The organism is Pseudomonas sp. BF-RE-25, from assembly GCF_019956105.1.
Lineage (GTDB): Bacteria > Pseudomonadota > Gammaproteobacteria > Pseudomonadales > Pseudomonadaceae > Aquipseudomonas > Aquipseudomonas migulae.
Genome location: NZ_JAHBDB010000011.1, coordinates 100,596 through 118,372, shown reverse-complemented (window position 1 = coordinate 118,372; position 17,777 = coordinate 100,596). Strand labels below are relative to the sequence as shown.

The 17,777-nt window shown below is 60.7% G+C and carries 15 protein-coding genes; 13 read left to right on the top strand and 2 right to left on the bottom strand.

The window, feature by feature from the left end:
• Positions 1-131 precede the first annotated feature (131 nt).
• The 3 genes from KGB24_RS06245 to KGB24_RS06235 are packed head-to-tail and all read left to right on the top strand — an operon-like array spanning position 132 to position 3,814.
• Positions 132-1,145, top strand: a complete 1,014-nt coding sequence (locus tag KGB24_RS06245) for an iron ABC transporter substrate-binding protein (protein ID WP_223414298.1) — start codon at positions 132-134, stop codon at positions 1,143-1,145.
• Between the two features lie 3 nt (positions 1,146-1,148).
• Positions 1,149-2,747: an ABC transporter permease gene (locus tag KGB24_RS06240; RefSeq protein WP_223414372.1), complete on the top strand. Its 1,599-nt coding sequence runs from the start codon at positions 1,149-1,151 to the stop codon at positions 2,745-2,747.
• The gene (locus tag KGB24_RS06235; RefSeq protein WP_008026452.1) at positions 2,744-3,814 is read left to right on the top strand and encodes an ABC transporter ATP-binding protein; all 1,071 of its coding nucleotides are present in this window, start codon (positions 2,744-2,746) and stop codon (positions 3,812-3,814) included. The genes KGB24_RS06240 and KGB24_RS06235 overlap by 4 nt, the downstream gene beginning before the upstream one ends.
• Here the strand turns inward: KGB24_RS06235 and xerC are convergent.
• Complete coding sequence (gene xerC / locus KGB24_RS06230) at positions 3,811-4,701, bottom strand: tyrosine recombinase XerC (RefSeq protein WP_008026453.1); 891 nt, start codon at positions 4,699-4,701, stop codon at positions 3,811-3,813. The two genes, KGB24_RS06235 and xerC, sit on opposite strands and share 4 nt — an antisense overlap.
• A gap of 433 nt (positions 4,702-5,134) precedes the next feature.
• Here xerC and arnB point away from each other — a divergent pair, with 433 nt between their 5' ends.
• From arnB to KGB24_RS06190, 8 genes are read left to right on the top strand one after another with little or no spacing between them, the layout of a single operon-like run.
• The gene (arnB, locus tag KGB24_RS06225; RefSeq protein WP_223414297.1) at positions 5,135-6,283 is read left to right on the top strand and encodes a UDP-4-amino-4-deoxy-L-arabinose aminotransferase; all 1,149 of its coding nucleotides are present in this window, start codon (positions 5,135-5,137) and stop codon (positions 6,281-6,283) included.
• Positions 6,280-7,299 carry an undecaprenyl-phosphate 4-deoxy-4-formamido-L-arabinose transferase gene (gene arnC / locus KGB24_RS06220; RefSeq protein WP_008026458.1) on the top strand — a complete coding sequence of 340 codons (1,020 nt, stop codon included), beginning with the start codon at positions 6,280-6,282 and terminating at the stop codon, positions 7,297-7,299. Before arnB ends, arnC begins: the two co-directional genes overlap by 4 nt.
• Positions 7,296-9,287 (top strand): bifunctional UDP-4-amino-4-deoxy-L-arabinose formyltransferase/UDP-glucuronic acid oxidase ArnA, encoded by a 1,992-nt coding sequence (gene arnA, locus KGB24_RS06215; RefSeq protein ID WP_223414296.1) that lies wholly within the window; start codon positions 7,296-7,298, stop codon positions 9,285-9,287. Before arnC ends, arnA begins: the two co-directional genes overlap by 4 nt.
• On the top strand, positions 9,287-10,171 hold the full coding sequence (arnD, locus tag KGB24_RS06210) for a 4-deoxy-4-formamido-L-arabinose-phosphoundecaprenol deformylase (RefSeq protein WP_223414295.1): 885 nt from the start codon (positions 9,287-9,289) through the stop codon (positions 10,169-10,171). Before arnA ends, arnD begins: the two co-directional genes overlap by 1 nt.
• Entirely contained in the window at positions 10,168-11,817 is a 1,650-nt protein-coding gene (gene arnT, locus KGB24_RS06205) for a lipid IV(A) 4-amino-4-deoxy-L-arabinosyltransferase (protein WP_223414294.1), read from the top strand. Before arnD ends, arnT begins: the two co-directional genes overlap by 4 nt.
• Positions 11,814-12,158 carry a 4-amino-4-deoxy-L-arabinose-phosphoundecaprenol flippase subunit ArnE gene (gene arnE / locus KGB24_RS06200; protein ID WP_008026468.1) on the top strand — a complete coding sequence of 115 codons (345 nt, stop codon included), beginning with the start codon at positions 11,814-11,816 and terminating at the stop codon, positions 12,156-12,158. Before arnT ends, arnE begins: the two co-directional genes overlap by 4 nt.
• A complete protein-coding gene (gene arnF / locus KGB24_RS06195) occupies positions 12,155-12,556 on the top strand; it encodes a 4-amino-4-deoxy-L-arabinose-phosphoundecaprenol flippase subunit ArnF (protein ID WP_223414292.1) in 402 nt (133 codons plus the stop codon). Before arnE ends, arnF begins: the two co-directional genes overlap by 4 nt.
• Complete coding sequence (locus KGB24_RS06190) at positions 12,553-13,932, top strand: UDP-glucose dehydrogenase family protein (RefSeq protein WP_008026472.1); 1,380 nt, start codon at positions 12,553-12,555, stop codon at positions 13,930-13,932. The genes arnF and KGB24_RS06190 overlap by 4 nt, the downstream gene beginning before the upstream one ends.
• 133 nt (positions 13,933-14,065) lie before the next feature.
• On the opposite strand, the gene KGB24_RS06185 is transcribed toward KGB24_RS06190, so the two are convergent.
• Positions 14,066-15,034, bottom strand: a complete 969-nt coding sequence (locus KGB24_RS06185; RefSeq protein WP_223414291.1) for a LysR family transcriptional regulator — start codon at positions 15,032-15,034, stop codon at positions 14,066-14,068.
• A gap of 296 nt (positions 15,035-15,330) precedes the next feature.
• On the opposite strand from KGB24_RS06185, the gene argH reads away from it, so the two are divergent.
• Positions 15,331-16,758 (top strand): argininosuccinate lyase, encoded by a 1,428-nt coding sequence (gene argH, locus KGB24_RS06180; protein WP_223414290.1) that lies wholly within the window; start codon positions 15,331-15,333, stop codon positions 16,756-16,758.
• Positions 16,759-16,893: 135 nt separating this feature from the next.
• The gene (locus KGB24_RS06175; protein WP_008026479.1) at positions 16,894-17,772 is read left to right on the top strand and encodes an amino acid ABC transporter permease; all 879 of its coding nucleotides are present in this window, start codon (positions 16,894-16,896) and stop codon (positions 17,770-17,772) included.
• Positions 17,773-17,777: the final 5 nt, after the last annotated feature.

Sequence of the window (17,777 nt, the reverse complement as noted above, 5' to 3'; positions counted from 1 at the left end):
ACGGTTTATTTAACGTTTTTTTCTCATTGTACCCACTACATTCCAGCGATCCGAAACATGCAAATGATTCGCATTGGTTGAACCGCGAATTCCTGCGCATGACGCCCAAAAAAACAGGAGCTGCCCGAAGCATGAATCGCCATATCCCCTCTTTCCTGAAAAAAGCCCTGCTGGCCACTGCCCTGCTGAGCGCCGGCCACGTCTACGCCGCCGATGCCGACGGTATCGTGGTCTACAACGCCCAGCACGAAAGCCTGACCAAAGCCTGGGTCGAAGGTTTTACCAAGGAAACCGGGATCAAGGTCACGATACGCAATGGCGACGACACGGAAATGGGCAATCAGATCGTGCAGGAAGGCGCGGCCTCCCCGGCTGACGTGTTCCTGACCGAAAACTCCCCGGCCATGGTGCTGGTGGACAACGCCGGGCTGTTTGCGCCGGTGGCGCCGACCACCCTGGAACAGGTCGATGCAGCCTACCGCCCGGCCCATGGCAAATGGGTCGGGATCGCGGCGCGCTCCACGGTGTTTGTCTACAACCCGGGCAAACTGCCCGAAGCCGAATTGCCGAAGTCACTGATGGACCTCGCCGACGCCAAGTGGAAAGGCCGTTGGGCGGCCTCGCCGGCCGGTGCCGACTTCCAGGCGATTGTCGCCGCCGTGCTGGAACTCAAGGGCGAAGCCGCCACGCTTGAGTGGCTGAAGGGCATGAAAAACAACTTTACCGCGTACCGGGGCAACAGCTCGGTGCTCAAAGCGGTCAACGCCGGGCAAATTGACAGCGGCGTGATTTATCACTATTACCGCTTCGGTGATCAGGCCAAGACCGGCGAGAACAGCAAGAACACCGCCCTGCACTACTTCAAGCACAAAGACCCGGGCGCGTTTGTGAGTATTTCCGGTGGCGGTATCCTGGCGTCCAGCCAACACAAGGATCAAGCCCAGGCGTTCCTGAAGTGGGTCACCGGCAAAGACGGCCAGGCGATCCTCAAGACCGGCAACTCCTATGAATACGCTGTAGGCAAGAACGCTGAATCCAACCCCAAACTGGTGCCGCTGCAGCAGCTCGACGCGCCGAAAGTCGACGCCTCGAAACTCGACAGTAAAAAAGCCGTGGAGCTGATGACTCAGGCCGGACTGCTCTAATTGATACCTGAAACATTACCCGCGGGCGTCGCTGAGGCGATTCCCGCAACTTTACGCCGCCGCTCCCGCGGATTGTTCGTGGGTCGCGGCGGTGCGTGGGTGATCGGTTTGTCGGTGCTGGTTTCTCTGCTCGCGCTGCTGCCCATCGCCTTTGTCATCGGCGTGTCCGTACAAACTGGCTGGTCGACCTTGCTGGCGCTGGTGTTTCGGCCTCGGGTTGGCGAGCTGTTGATCAATACGGTGTTGCTGGTGTTGATCACGATCCCCTTGTGCATCGCGCTGGGCGTGACACTGGCCTGGCTGACCGAGCGCAGCGACCTGCCGGGGCGACGCTGGTGGTCGTTACTGGCAACCGCGCCGCTGGCGGTTCCGGCATTCGTCCACAGCTATGCCTGGGTCAGCCTGGTGCCGCCGATTCACGGGCTGTTTGCCGGGGTTCTGGTGTCGGTCATCGCCTACTTCCCCTTCCTCTACTTGCCTATTGCGGCGACCTTGCGTCGGCTCGATCCAGCCATTGAAGATGTCGCTCAATCGATGGGGCTCAAGCCCTGGGCCGTGTTTTTTCGCGTCGTGCTGCCGCAATTGCGCCTGGCCATTTGCGGCGGCGCCTTGCTGGTGGGGCTGCACCTGCTGGCCGAATATGGCCTGTACGCGATGATCCGCTTCGACACCTTCACCACGGCGATCTTCGATCAGTTCAAATCCACCTTCAACGGACCTGCCGCGAACATGCTGGCCAGTGTTCTCGCGCTGTGCTGCCTGGCGATGCTCACCGTCGAATCGACGGCGCGTGGCAATGCGCGTTATGCCCGCGTGGGTTCCGGCAGCGCCCGGGAGCAGCAGCTCGTGCGCCTGAAAAAGGTGCCCACCGTGCTCGCGCTGACCTTGCAAATCGTGACCTGCGCCCTCGCGCTCGGGGTGCCGTTGATCACCTTGGGCAAGTGGCTGATCGCCGGTGGTGTGCACGTCTGGCAGATGGACGACTTGATACCGGCACTGCAACAGACGCTGCTGCTGGGGATTGCGGGTGCGGCCCTCACCACCTGTGCGGCGATCCCGATTGCCTGGCTGTCGATCCGCTCGCCGGGGCGGCTGCAACGGGTCCTCGAAAGCTGCAACTACATCACCAGCTCATTGCCGGGCATTGTGGTCGCCCTGGCCTTGGTGACCGTCACGGTACATTTCGCCCGGCCGATTTATCAGACCACGATCACCGTGCTGCTGGCGTATCTGCTGATGTTTTTACCCCGTGCGCTGGTCAGCTTGCGGGCCGGCATCGCCCAGGCGCCGGTGGAGCTGGAGAACATCGCGCGCAGTCTCGGTCGCTCGCCCGGTCGCGCACTGTGGCTGATTACCCTGCGCCTCGCCGCGCCCGGTGCGGCCGCGGGTGCCGCGCTGGTGTTTCTGGCGATCACCAATGAATTGACCGCCACCTTGCTGCTCGCGCCGAACGGCACGCGCACGCTGGCGACCGGGTTCTGGGCGTTGACCAGCGAGATCGACTACGCCGCTGCCGCGCCATATGCCTTGCTGATGATCCTGCTGTCACTTCCGTTGACCGGGCTCCTCTATCACCAATCCAAAAAAACGGCTGGCCGATGAACGCTCTTGAACTGCATTCGATCTGCAAATCCTATGGCTCGCAACGCGCCCTGGAAAACATCAGCCTGTCGGTGCCAACGGGCAGCCGCACGGTGATCGTCGGGCCTTCCGGTTCGGGCAAAACCACCTTGTTGCGCATGATCGCCGGTTTCGAGTTTCCGGACTGGGGTCGCCTGACACTCAACGGCCAGACGTTGGTGGACGACACCCACGAAGTCCCGGCGCACCAACGTCAGATAGGTTATGTCCCGCAGGACGGCGCCCTGTTCCCGCACATGACCGTCGCCGCCAACATCGGTTTCGGCCTGTCGATCAAAGGTGCGCAAAAACAGGAGCGAATTGCTGAACTGATGGACAGCGTCGCACTGGATTCCAGCATGGCCAATCGTTGGCCCCACGAGCTTTCCGGCGGCCAGCAACAACGTGTGGCTCTAGCGCGGGCACTGGCGCAACAGCCGCGCCTGATGTTGCTCGATGAGCCGTTTTCCGCGCTCGACACAGGCTTGCGCGCGGCCATGCGCAAACTGGTCGCGCGGTTGCTGGCAGACGCCGGGGTCACCACCATCCTGGTGACCCATGACCAAAGCGAGGCGCTGTCGTTTGCCGATCAACTGGCGGTCATGCGTGAGGGCCAACTGGTGCAGTCAGGTCATCCACTGGACCTCTACCGCTACCCCGGTGACGAACAAACCGCGCTGTTCCTCGGCGATGCGGTGGTCATGCCCGCCAGGATCGAGGCTGGCTGGGCGCATTGTGATCTGGGGCGGATCCCGGTCAACAACCATCGCAACAACCGTTGCGCGCAGATCATGCTGCGGCCCGAGCAGCTGCAGGTGGTCGGCATCGTGCCGAGTGCGGTGGAGGCCACCGGGTGCCGCGCGGTGGTGACCGAGCGGGATTTCAGCGGCAATACCTGCACCTTGACCGTGGAACTGGAGTCGCTGCCATCCGCCGAGCAGCCCGGCCGCACACTCATGGTGCGCAGTTCGGGCCTGTACGCGCCCCCCACCGGCAGTGCGGTGCACGTCTCGACCATCGGTCACGCCCACGTGTTGAGCGAAGCTTAAAGGTCGAAACGATCCACGGCCCGTCGCCGCTCGTTGTCATCCCGCACGTCGTAGTTGGCGGTTGTCTGGATATTGCTGTGATGGGCGAGTTTCTGCGCGATCGACAGGTCATGCTCCTCGATCACCCGGGTAATGAACGAGCGGCGAAAATCGTGAGGCATGATCTTCACCCCGACCTGCGCACCGCGCTGGCGGGCGATGTAATAGATCGCGTGCTTGGTGATGCGCTCACGGGTGATGTGGCTGCCACGGCGAATGCGATTGAACAGGAACGGATCGTCCACTTCGCCGTCCTTGAGTTGCGAGCGGCGCAGCTCCAGCCAGGCATCCAGCTTGGCGAATGCCCAGGCCGGTGCGTATTTGATCAGTTGCTTGTTGCCTTTGGCGGTCACCCGCAGGCTGCGCTCGGTGAAATCCACCTGATCGAGGTCCAGGTTCACTGATTCCGACTTGCGCATGCCCGAGCCATACAGAATCCCGATGATCGCCGCGTCTCGCAGGCCCTGTGGCCGTGGGTCCGCGGCACAGACCGCCATCATTTCCTGAATCAGCGAGCGCCGCAGGTTGCGCCCCTGGGACAGTCGCGTTCCGGCAATTCCTTTGACCGAACGCATTTTCAGCAAGTGTTCCTGGCTGATCAGGCTCATGCGCCATGCTTCGTTCATCACCCCGCGCACAGCGTTGACGTACAGCGACGACGTATTCGGCGCGTAGCCATCCTCACGCAGTGCCGCGACCAGCGCGATCACATCCTCGGGCTGAAGCTCGTGCCAGGGAATTTCCTCGACGTTCATGTCTTCGAAGCCCAGACGGTCGGCGGCATCCTGCAACACATAACGCATGGTCAGTTGGCTGGACGGCGCCAGTCGCGCCAGATACACGGTCATCGGGCTCTTTGCAGCAGTTGAATCAGCAACAGGTAAGTCAATCAAAACAAAACGGCCTTGAGTGGAAACAGATCAATAAAACAACTAAGGATTGAAACATCCTTCATATAAAGCGGAACACTTCTGTAGGACCTTTCTACTAAAAACGCGATGAACGGCAGTAGTCTGAACATGGGCTTAATAGCTGTCAGAAAAACGATTCAACGACCGGTTTTTCATGTTCCTTTCACAAAAACGCGCCTAACCTCTTATGAATACGGTGAGCCGCAAGGGGCTCCCAACCTGCCGGTCCAGGCAGGAAAAGTCAATGAAAGCGGATTGTCAGCATGATGAGTCAACTCATTGATGCAGCTTTCATTTGTTCGGCTACGCTTTCATTGGATCCAAGAATTATCTAGAGCCATACCACTAAGCCAACAGCCTTGAGGTGCCCATGAGTCAGGCTTTTCTCCCCTTCTCCCGCCCCAGTATCGGCGATGAAGAAATGGCTGCCGTAGAGCAAGTATTGCGCTCCGGCTGGATCACTACCGGACCGAAAAACCAGCAACTGGAAGAACACTTCGCCAACTACGTGGGTTGCCGTCATGCCGTGGCACTTTCCTCGGCGACCGGCGCCATGCACGTCACATTACTGGCCTTGGGCATTGGTCCCGGCGATGAAGTGATCACGCCGTCCCAGACCTGGGTCTCCACCGCCAACATGATCTGTCTGCTGGGCGCGACACCGGTGTTCGTCGACGTTGACCGCGACACGCTGATGAGCAATGTGGAGCACATTGAAGCGGCCATCACCCCGCGCACCCGGGCAATCATTCCGGTGCATTATGCTGGCGCCGCGTTCGATCTCGACCCGCTCTATGCGTTGGCCGACAAACACGGCATCCCCGTTATTGAAGACGCCGCCCACGCCGCCGGAACCCGCTACAAAAATCGTCACGTCGGCGCGAAAGGCACGGCGATCTTCTCGTTCCACGCGATCAAGAACATGACCTGTGCCGAGGGCGCGATGTTCGTCACGGATGATGAAGCGCTGGCCAGTCGAGTGCGCATGCTCAAGTTTCACGGCCTCGGCGTCGATGCCTACGACCGCCTGACCCACGGCCGCAAACCCCAGGCCCAGGTGATCGAACCGGGGTTTAAATACAACCTGGCCGACATCAATGCCGCCATTGCTTTGGTGCAACTGGAGCGCCTGGACCAGATCAACGCCAAGCGCACCGAACTGGCCAAGACTTACCGGCAACGGCTGGAAGGCTCACCGGTGCAACCGCTGGCGATTCCGGCCTACCCGCAGCAGCACGCCTGGCACTTGTTCATCCTGCGCATCGACACCGAGCGCTGCGGGCTGGACCGTGAGGCGTTCATGAAAGCCCTGCAGGAACAAAACATCGGCACCGGCATTCACTTCATCGCCACTCACCTGCACACCTACTACCGCCAGCGATTCCCCAATATTTACTTACCCAACACCGAATGGAACTCGGCGCGCCTGTGTTCGATCCCGTTGTTCCCCGACATGACCCACGACGACGTCGACCGAGTGGTCAGCGCCATCGAAGCCACTGTGGACAGACGCCTGTGAAACCTTACCCAATCCGTTGCGTGTCAATTGTCATCCCGGTCTACAACGAACAGGACAGCCTGCCCGAATTGCTCAGGCGCACCGAAGCGGCGTGCCAGCAATTGCACCATGACTATGAAATCGTATTGGTCGACGACGGCAGCCGCGACCACTCGGCGCAGATACTTGAAGAAGCCGCCAGTCGCGAGTGCAGCCCGGTGGTGGCGGTCATTCTCAACCGCAATTACGGGCAGCACGCGGCAATCATGGCCGGTTTCGAGCAGTGCAAGGGCGATGTCGTCATCACCCTCGATGCCGATCTGCAAAACCCGCCCGAAGAAATTCCACGGTTGGTGGCTCAGGCCGAACTCGGCTATGACGTGGTCGCCACGGTGCGCAACAACCGCCAGGACTCGGCCCTGCGCCGTTGGCCGTCGAAGCTGATCAACCTCGCCGTGCAGCGCTCCACCGGCGTCGCCATGAGCGACTACGGCTGCATGCTCCGGGCTTACCGCCGGACCATTGTCGACGCCATGCTCGCCTGCCGTGAACGCAGCACGTTCATTCCGATCCTGGCCAACAGCTTCGCCCGGCACACCACGGAAATCCTGGTGACCCACGCCGAGCGCGAACACGGCGAATCGAAGTACAGCCCCATGCGCCTGGTCAATCTGATGTTCGACCTGATCACGTGCATGACCACCACGCCGCTGCGGTTGCTGAGCATCGTCGGCTTCGCCATGGCCGGACTGGGCGTGGCATTCGCCATGGCGTTGATCGTCCTGCGGCTGGTGTTCGGTGCCAGTTGGGCCGGTGACGGTACGTTCGTGCTGTTCGCCGTGCTGTTCGTGTTCACCGGCGGCCAGTTCATCGGCATGGGGCTTTTGGGCGAGTACCTCGGGCGCATGTACAGCGACGTTCGCGCCCGTCCGCGGTTCTTCATCGAAAAAGTCCTGCGCGGCCAGCCGGCCACCCCGGCGCCTGTGGTCACCGTCGACGGCCTCACTTCCACCTCTTCAGATCAGGTTCTCTCATGAGCGCAAAAGCTGTTGTCTTCGCCTATCACGATATTGGCTGTGCCGGCATCGAAACCCTGCTCGCCAGCGGTTACGAAATTGCCGCCGTGTTCACCCATGCCGATGATCCGCAGGAAAACGCCTTCTACGGCTCGGTTGCGCAACTGTGCGCCCGTAAGGGGATCCCGGTGCACGCGCCGGAAGACGTCAATCATCCGCTGTGGATCGAACGCATCGCCAAGCTCAACCCCGATTACCTGTTCTCGTTTTACTACCGCCACCTGCTCAGCGAGCCGTTGCTGGCCACGGCCACTAAGGGCGCGTTCAACCTGCACGGCTCGTTGCTGCCGCGCTATCGCGGTCGTGCGCCGGCCAACTGGGTGCTGGTCAACGGTGAAAGCGAAACCGGCGTGACCCTGCACCGCATGGTCAAGCGTGCCGATGCCGGTGCGATTCTCGCCCAGAAAAAAGTCGCGATAGAGCGAAACGACACCGCGCTGAGCCTGCACGGCAAGTTGCGCGTGGCCGCTACCGACCTGCTGCGCGACACGCTGCCGGCGTTGCTCGCCGGGAAAGTCAGCGAGACCCCGCAGGACGAATCGAAAGCCACGGTGTTTGGTCGCCGCACCCCGGCCGATGGCAAACTGATTTGGCAAAAACCGGCCGAAGAACTGTTCAATCTGGTACGCGCCGTGACCCAGCCTTATCCCGGCGCTTTCTGCGCGGTGGGTGAGCACAAGCTGATCGTCTGGAGCGCCGAAGTCGCCCAGGGCAACGAAGGTCAGGCACCGGGCCGGGTCATCAGCGTCGATCCGCTGCGTATTGCCTGCGGCGAAGATTCCCTGGTGATCACTGCCGGCCAACGCAACGATAATGGTTTGTACCTGAGCGGCCCGCAACTGGCCAACGAACTGGGGCTGGTCGACGGTTCTGTGCTGCGCGGTGCCGAATCAGGGCGCGCGCCACGTCGCACCCGCGTGTTGATCCTCGGCGTCAACGGCTTCATCGGCAATCACTTGTCCGAACGTTTGCTGCGTGACGACCGCTACGAGGTCTACGGCCTGGATATCGGCTCGGACGCCATCGAACGCCTGCGCAGCCATCCGCATTTCCACTTCGTCGAAGGCGACATCAGCATTCACTCCGAGTGGATCGAGTACCACATCAAGAAATGCGACGTGGTCCTGCCGCTGGTGGCGATCGCCACGCCGATCGAGTACACCCGCAACCCGCTGCGTGTGTTCGAGCTGGACTTCGAAGAAAACCTGAAACTGGTTCGCTACTGCGTCAAATACAAGAAGCGCGTGATCTTCCCCTCGACTTCAGAAGTCTATGGCATGTGCCAGGATCAGTATTTCGACGAAGACACTTCCAACCTTGTGGTCGGGCCGATCAACAAGCAGCGCTGGATCTACTCGACCTCCAAGCAATTGCTCGACCGCGTGATCTGGGCGTACGGCCAGAAAGGTCTGAACTTCACCCTGTTCCGCCCCTTCAACTGGATGGGCCCGCGCCTCGACCGACTGGACTCGGCGCGAATCGGCAGCTCCCGGGCGATCACGCAACTGATCCTCAACCTGGTGGAAGGCACGCCGATTCGCCTGTTCGATGGCGGTGAGCAAAAACGCTGCTTCACCGACATCGCCGACGGCGTCGAAGCGTTGGCGCGGATCATCGATAACGACAACGATGCCTGCAACGGCCAGATCATCAACATCGGCAACCCGGACAACGAAGCCAGCATCCGTCAGTTGGGCGAGGAGCTGCTGCGCCAGTTCGAAGCGCACCCGCTGCGCGACAACTTCCCGCCGTTCGCCGGCTTCCGCGACGTCGAAAGCAAGGCGTTCTACGGCACCGGTTACCAGGACGTGTCCCACCGCAAACCGAGCATCGATAACGCCAAACGCCTTTTGGACTGGGCGCCGACCGTGCAGATGAGCGAAACCATCGGCAATACCCTGGATTTCTTCTTGCGTGAAGCGATGCTCGAAATCGCGGACAAGCTCTGATGCAGGCAGGCCTTCGAATCGATGTCGACACCTACCGGGGTACTCGGGAAGGAGTGCCCCGGTTGCTGGAGATGCTCGATGAAGCGCAGGTCAAAGCGACTTTTTTCTTCAGTGTCGGGCCGGACAACATGGGGCGCCACTTGTGGCGCCTGATCCGTCCGCAGTTCCTGTGGAAGATGCTGCGCTCCAACGCCGCCGGGCTGTACGGCTGGGACATCCTGTTGGCCGGCACCGCATGGCCGGGCAAACTCATTGGTCGCGACCTCGGGCACTTGATGCGCCAGGCCCGGCATGCAGGTCATGAAGTCGGCCTGCATGCCTGGGATCACCACGGCTGGCAGGCCAATGCCGGGCGCTGGAGCGACGCACAGTTGATCGAGCAGATTCGCCAGGGCGTGGACACGCTCGGCGACATCCTCGGGCAAAAAATCGAGTGCTCGGCAGCCGCTGGCTGGCGCGCGGACGAGCGCGTGATCGAGGCCAAGCAGGCTTTCGGCTTTCGCTACAACAGCGATTGCCGTGGCCACAGCCTGTTCCAGCCGACTCTGGCCGGGGGTGGTTTGGGGGCACCGCAGATTCCGGTGGACCTGCCGACCTTCGATGAAGTGGTTGGCCCAGCGCTCGCGTCCAAGGACTTCAACGGATTCATTCTCGATCGATTCTCCCCGGAAAAACTCAACGTCTATACGATCCACGCCGAAGTAGAAGGGATTCTGATGGCCAACGATTTTCGTCAACTGCTGGCCGCTGCGCGCCAGCGAGGTATCCGTTTTCAACCCTTGGGCGACCTGCTGCCCAAGGCGCCAGGCACCTTGCCGACCGGTCGTGTAGTGCGCGGCACGCTCGACGGTCGTGAAGGCTGGCTGGGAGTGCAAGGTGCATGAGTAAACGCTGGGTACTGCCGCTGCTGCTGGGGCTTTTCCTGCTGGGCTACCTGCTGCCGATGGGCACCCACGGTCTGTGGATTCCCGATGAAACCCGTTACGCGCAGATCAGCCAGGACATGCTCTTGAGCGGCAATTGGATCTCTCCGCATTTCATGAGCCTGCGCTATTTCGAAAAACCGGTGGCCGGGTACTGGATGATCGCCCTTGGCCAGGCACTGTTTGGCGACAATCTGTTCGGGGTGCGGATTGCTTCGGCCATCAGTACCGGGCTCAGTGTGATGCTGTGTTACTTGATCGCCCGCCGGCTGTGGAACGAGCCCCGCAAAAGCTTTGCCTGCGCGTTGCTGTACATGAGTTTCACCGTGGTCGCCGGGCAAGCCGGCTACGCCAATCTCGATCCGCAGTTCACTTTCTGGGTCAACCTGAGCCTGGTCGCCTTGTGGTTCGCGTTGGACAGCGCCACCCGCGCCCGGCGCCTGATTGCCTGGGCAACACTGGGCCTGGCCTGTGGCATGGGCTTCTTGACCAAGGGCTTTCTCGCCTGGCTGCTGCCGGTGCTGATCGCCCTGCCCTGGATGCTCTGGCAAAAACGCTGGCGTGAACTGTTGATCTACGGCCCGCTGGCAATTGCCGTGGCCATCGCCGTGAGCCTGCCCTGGGCCTTGGCGGTGCACGCGCAGGAGCCCGATTACTGGCGGTTTTTCTTCTGGCACGAGCACATCCGTCGGTTCGCCAGTGAGGACGCGCAGCATGACGCGCCGTGGTGGTTTTATCTGCCGTTGCTGGTGGCGTTCAGTCTGCCGTGGGTGGTGCTGCTGCCGTCTGCACTTCGTCAGGCATGGCAAACCCGCAGGCAGGCAAACATCGCTTTCCTGCTGTTGTGGTTGCTGATGCCGCTGCTGTTTTTCAGCCTGAGCAACGGCAAGTTGCCCACCTACATCATGCCGTGCCTGTTGCCACTGGCCTTGCTGCTGGGGCATGCGCTGGCGGATCGCTTGCGGCTGGAGCAAGGCCGGGTACTGGGCCTCAATGGTTTGCTCAATCTCATGCTGGGCCTGACCACCCTCTTCACTTTGGTGTACCTGCAACTTAAGAAACCGCTGTACGACCACGAGCTGCACAACCTGGTGCTGGTGTTCATCGGCCTGATCGGCTGGATCATGGCCAACCTTCTGCAAGCGTTCCGGCCCTTGCAATGCTGGGCGGCGCCGGCCTTCGGCAGTCTGCTGCTGGTCGGGGTCTTGCCGGCGGCCATACCCGAATCGGTGGTGGCGAACAAAATGCCCGACCAGTTTGTCCTTGAGCATGCCAGGGAGCTCGGCGAGACCGCCAGTTTGTTGAGCAACGATCTGGGCGCCGCTTCGGCCCTGGCCTGGCGCCTGAAGCGCCCGGACGTGGCGTTATACAACACGATAGGCGAACTGAAATATGGCCTCGCTTATCCTGACGGCGCGTCGCAACGCGTCGACCCTGATCGCGTGCAACAGTGGATGCACGACGCCCGTCAGCGTGGCTCGGTAGGCGTGCTGATGCGGGTCAAGGGTGAAGACGAGCTGCATGAAATCGACCGCTTGCCCAAGGATGGCAAGCGCTATGAACAAGGCAACCTTGTGATTTTGATATTCCCTCAGGGTGCGTCATGAGCCTGTTGCTGGTATTGGCGGCCTGCCTGCTGACCTGCCTGGGCCAGATCGCCCAGAAATACGCCGTGGAGAACTGGCGCGGCAAGACGTCGGGCTGGGGCGAAAAACTGCGCTCGCCATGGCTATGGCTGGCCCTCGCCGCGCTGGGCGCTGGTTTGCTGGTATGGCTGCTGGTGTTGCAGCGACTTGAAGTCGGCGTCGCCTATCCGATGTTGAGCCTCAATTTTGTGCTGATCACCCTGATCGCTCGCTTTGTCTTCCACGAAACCATCGACCGCCGCCACGGGTTGGGCGTGGCGCTGGTGATCGGCGGCGTGATTTTGCTGGGGTTGAACGCATGAGCCTGCGCCGGGGCATCGCCTTCGCCCTGGGCAGCGTGCTGCTCGGCAGTGCCGCGCAGTTGGGCATGCGCTGGAGCATGACGCGCCTGCCGTCACCGGAGCACTTGCTGACCGCCAGCCTCGACCCGAGCGCCGTCGCCGTGGTGCTGGCCGCGATCCTCGCTTATGCCCTGTCGATGCTCAGCTGGCTCTTGGCCCTGCGCGATGTGCCGCTGGGCCGGGCTTACTCGCTGCTGAGCATCAGCTACGCGCTGGTGTACCTGCTGGCCGCCGTCCTGCCGGTGTTCAACGAAGACTTCAGCCTTTCCAAAAGCCTCGGGGTGGCCCTGGTCATTCTGGGCGTCATCACCATCAACGCTCGACCTGCTCACGCGTCCACACTCAGGAGTGACCTATGAAAATCAGTGTATTTGGTAGCGGTTACGTCGGCCTGGTGCAGGCCGCTGTCCTGGCTGAAGTCGGCCACGACGTAGTTTGCATGGACATCGACGAGAAAAAAGTCGAGTTGCTGCAACAAGGCCACGTGAGCATTTTCGAGCCGGGGCTGGCCAGCCTCGTGCGCGAAAGCCTGGAGGCCAAGCGGTTGCAGTTCACCACTGATGAAAAATTCGCGGTGCAACACGGCCAGGTGTTGTTCATTGCGGTGGGCACGCCGTCCCGGGACGATGGTTCGGCGGATTTGCGCTACGTGCTGTCGGTGGGCGAAGCGGTGGCCCGCCACCGCGAGCAGCCGGTGATTCTGGTGGAGAAATCCACCGTTCCCGTGGGCACCGGCGATACCTTGCGCTCGCACATCGACAAGTGCCTGATCAAGGTCGGCCGGTTGCTGCAGTTCGATATCGTCTCCAATCCGGAGTTCTTGAAAGAAGGTTCGGCCGTCGCCGATTGTCGGCGCCCGGACCGTATCATCATCGGTTGCGAAAACGATGACGTGCGCGATGTCATGCGCGACCTCTACGCACCGTTCAACCGCAACCATGACCGGATAATGTTCATGGACCTGCGCAGCGCCGAGCTGACCAAGTACGCCGCCAACTGCATGCTGGCGACCAAGATCAGCTTCATCAACCAGATCGCCGAACTGGCCGAACACCTCGGTGCCGACATCGAATCGGTACGCCTGGGCATCGGCGCCGATTCGCGCATCGGCTACCACTTCATCTATCCCGGCTGCGGTTACGGCGGTTCGTGTTTCCCCAAGGACATGCGCGCCTTGATCCACAGCGCCGAGGAAGCGCATTGCTCCAGCGACCTGCTGCAAGCGGTGGAAGCCATCAACCAGCGGCAGAAACACAAACTGTTCGAGCGCATCAACGCATTCTACAAAGGCGATTTGCGCGGCAAGACGTTTGCTGTGTGGGGTCTGGCGTTCAAGCCCAACACCGACGACATGCGCGACGCGCCGAGTCGGGTACTCCTGGAATCGCTGTGGGCCGCCGGTGCCAGCGTGCGGGCGTTCGACCCGGAGGCGATGCAGGAAACCCAGCATTTGTATCCCGACGAAGCGAAGCTGATGCTCATGGGCACCCCGGAATCGGTGCTGGCCGGCGCTGATGCGTTAATCATCTGCACCGAATGGCAGCAGTTCAAGGCGCCGGATTTCAATCTGATCCAGCAACGATTGAAAGCGCCGGTGATATTCGATGGACGCAATCTGTATGACGCAGACCGGTTGGCGCGCAGCGGGTTTATGTACTTTCCGATGGGGCGAGGCGACTCGCGCAAGTTACCGATTCCGCATCAACAATGGCCAGTGGCTTCGGTTGTTGCGTGATTGACAGAGGCATACGCAAAACACTGTAGGAGCCGGCTTGCCGGCGATGAGGACCTTGGACTTTGTGGTGATCTTTTGATTGCTATCGCTGGCAAGCCAGCTCCTACAGTTTGATGGTGTCAGTAAAGTTTGATTAACAAACAGGCACCTTCAAATCAACGCCCAACGCCTGGGCAAACGCCTTCACCAACGGACTGCGCACGGTGTTGTGACGCAGGATCAGATTGAACGGCGTGCTGATGTGAATGAGGTCCGGCCGCACCGCGCGAAATTGCCCTTGAGCGACCATCGACGCGGCGTAATGCTGCGGTAGAAAACCCACGAAACGCCCGGTCTTGATCAGCAGCGCCACGGCTTCCACCTGGGTGGCCGAGGCGGAAAAACTGTCGTACCGGGCAAAATTCAGTTTGTCGCGGTGGATCGCGTAGCGGTGGTTGATGCACTCGTAATCCTTGAGCACGTTGCTGCCGATTTCTGCGTCCGGCACCGAGAACAACGGGTGGCCGATCGCGCAGTAAACCTGCGAGCGTTCTTCATACAGCGTGTAATAGTCGAACTCTTCGCGTTTCTGATAAACCGGCACTATACCGGCCACCAGGCGCCCCTCTACGACCCCTCTTTCAATTTCATCCAGTTGTGACGCCTGAAGTTGAAACCTTACTTTCGGCGACTCTTCATTTATCCGTCTAAGCGCTGCAACTAACGGTGAATTAAGATCGGAAATAGTGTTATCAATAACCCCCACACCCAAGTCGCCAATAAGTTCGTTCTGCGCCGAACTAAGCCGGTCGCGAAAGTTGTCGACCGAGGCAAATAAATCAATCGACGCCTGATACACCAGGCGGCCTTCTTCGGTCAGATGAAAGCCCTCGCGACCTCGGGTGCACAAGCGCATGCCGATGCGAATTTCAAGGTCGGAGATCTGTTTGCTGATGGCCGCCAGCCCCACATTCAGCTCGTTCTGCGCCGCACTGAAACCACCGGCCTCGACCACGGCCTTGAACACTTTGAGCAGTTTGAAATCCAGCCCGCTGAGGGCCAGTGGCGCCCGATGCACCGTTTTTGGCGCCGGGTTTCCGGAATTGGAAAGTGGGGTTTCCATAATGCTTATTTACCTCTGGCGCTCTATTCAACAACCTGTGTCCAACAACAAAAACATAGCTGGCCAATAATAATGAACACAGAAAACCAGGCTTGGCAACCGCTAATAATCCCCGTACTTCAGTGCCAACTCACTGATTTCGAACTACTAAAAGCTGACACTTCGATCAGCTCTCGCAACGCTGCAACTGCCCTCTTGAAAACTGCTTAGGCCGAACCACGCCCGAATTATTTCCGGCGGGTCTTCCCGGCTCTGCGCATCAATTTCAGTTCGCTTTACCGACGAGGAAAACAACAATGTCTCAAACCACCGACCGTCTCTGGGGTGCCCGCTTCAAAAGCGGCCCATCCGAAGCCCTGGCGGCCCTGTCCCGTTGCCCTGAGCGCTACTTTCGCCTGACCCCGTACGACCTCGCCGGTTCCAAGGCCCATGCCCGTGAACTGCAACGCGCCGGGCTGTTGAGCGAGCAGGAAACCCACACCATGCTGGCCGCGCTGGAAGGTATCGGCGCTGACTTCAAAGCCGGCAGCATCGCGCCAACGCTGGATGACGAAGACGTCCACACCTTCATCGAACGCCTGCTGACCGAGCGCCTCGGCCCATTGGGCGGCAAGCTGCGCGCCGGCCGTTCGCGCAACGACCAGACCGCCAACGATCTGCGTCTGTTCCTGCGGGACCACGTGCGGACCCTGGCCGTCGAAGTGCTGGCCTTGCAACAAGCGCTGGTCGACCAGGCCGAACAACACATCGAAAGCATCTGCCCCGGTTTCACTCACCTGCAACAGGCGCAACCGATCGTCTTTGCTCACCACTTGCTCGCTCACGCCCAATCGATGCTGCGTGACGTGCAACGGCTGGTGGACTGGGACATCCGCACCTCGCTGTCGCCACTCGGCGCCGCTGCCATGGCCGGTTCCGCCATCGCGCGCCTGCCGCAACAGTCGGCCAAGGAAATGGGTTACAGCGGCGTCTGCGAAAACTCCATCGACGCCGTGGCCAGCCGCGATCACGTCGCCGAGTTCCTGTTTATCGCCAGCATGCTCGGGATCAACATTTCGCGCCTCGCGGAAGAATTCTGCCTATGGTCTTCGCGGCAATTTCGCTGGGTCGCACTGGACGATGCCTACGCCACCGGCAGCTCGATCATGCCGCAGAAGAAAAACCCGGACATTGCCGAGCTGGCCCGGGGCAAGGCAGGTCGCCTGATCGGTAACCTCACCGGCCTGCTCTCCACCCTGAAATCCCTGCCGCTGTCGTATAACCGCGACTTGAGCGAAGACAAGAACGGCGTGCTCGACAGCGTCGACACCTTGCTGCTGGTGCTGCCCGCCATGGCCGGGATGGTCGCGACCATGAAGGTCAACGTTGAAGAGTTGCGCCGTCAGGCACCGCTCGGGTTCACCCTCGCGACCGAAGTGGCCGACTGGCTGGCAGTGCGCGGCGTGCCGTTCAAGGAAGCCCATGAAATCACCGGCGCGCTGGTTCAGGCCTGTGAGAAACACGAAATCGAGTTGTGGGAAGCCTCGCCGGCACTGTTGGCCGAGATCGATTCGCGCCTGACCCCGGAAGTACGCGACAGCCTGACGCTGGAAGCCGCCATCGCCGCCCGTAGCGGTTGGGGTGGTACGGCGCCGCAGCAGGTGCGCGAGCAGATCGGACGGTTGAAGACCGCCCTCGCCGCGCAACACGAATGGACCGAGAACTATCAGGGCTTCCGCCTCTGATAGACAACGCAAAACCCTTGTAGGAGCCAGCTTGCTGGCGATGGAGTGTCAGTCGACATCAATTTAGCTGACACACCATCGCCGGCAAGCCGGCTCCTACAAAGGGAATGTAATACCAGTGTTCGGAGAAACAACATGAGCCAGACTCAGGCAGAACGACTCCAGGCGGAGCGCAAACTGGCGGAAAACCAGTTCGATATCACCCAGTACGATCATGTGCCACGGCGTTACTACGGGCGGATCTTTTTCGCCACGGTCATCGTCATCGCGATCATCGGCCTGGTGCGGGCCTTCGCCGAAGGCAAGATCGAATGGTCGTACATCGGCCAGTTCCTCACGTCCCAGGCGATCATGTGGGGCTTGCTCAATACCATCGTCATGGCCGTGCTGGCGATGGGGCTGGGCATTGTGTTCGGGGTGATCACGGCGATCATGCGCATGTCGGCCAACCCGATCCTGCGCTACGTGGCAGTGACCTACACCTGGCTGTTCCGAGGCACACCACTGATCCTTCAACTGCTGTTGTGGTTCAACCTGGCGCTGATCTTCCCCACCATCGGCATCCCCGGCGTGTTCGAAATGGACACCGTGAGCCTGATGACGCCGTTCGTGGCCGCCCTCCTCGGCTTGAGCATCAACCAGGGCGCCTACACCGCTGAGGTGGTGCGCGCCGGTCTGCTGTCGGTGGACACCGGGCAGTACGAAGCCGCCAAGTCGATCGGCATGCCACGCCTGCAAGCGCTGCGCCGGATCATCCTGCCGCAGGCCATGCGGATCATCATTCCACCAGTCGGCAACGAGTTTATCGGCATGGTGAAAATGACCTCGCTGGCGAGTGTCATCCAGTACTCGGAGCTGCTCTACAACGCCCAGAACATCTACTACGCCAACGCCCGGGTGATGGAGCTGCTGATCGTCGCGGGTATCTGGTACCTGGCCACGGTCACCGTGCTGTCCTTTGGTCAAAGCCGTCTGGAGCGTCGTTTCGCTCGCGGCGCCGGCAAGCGTTCTTGAGGAAT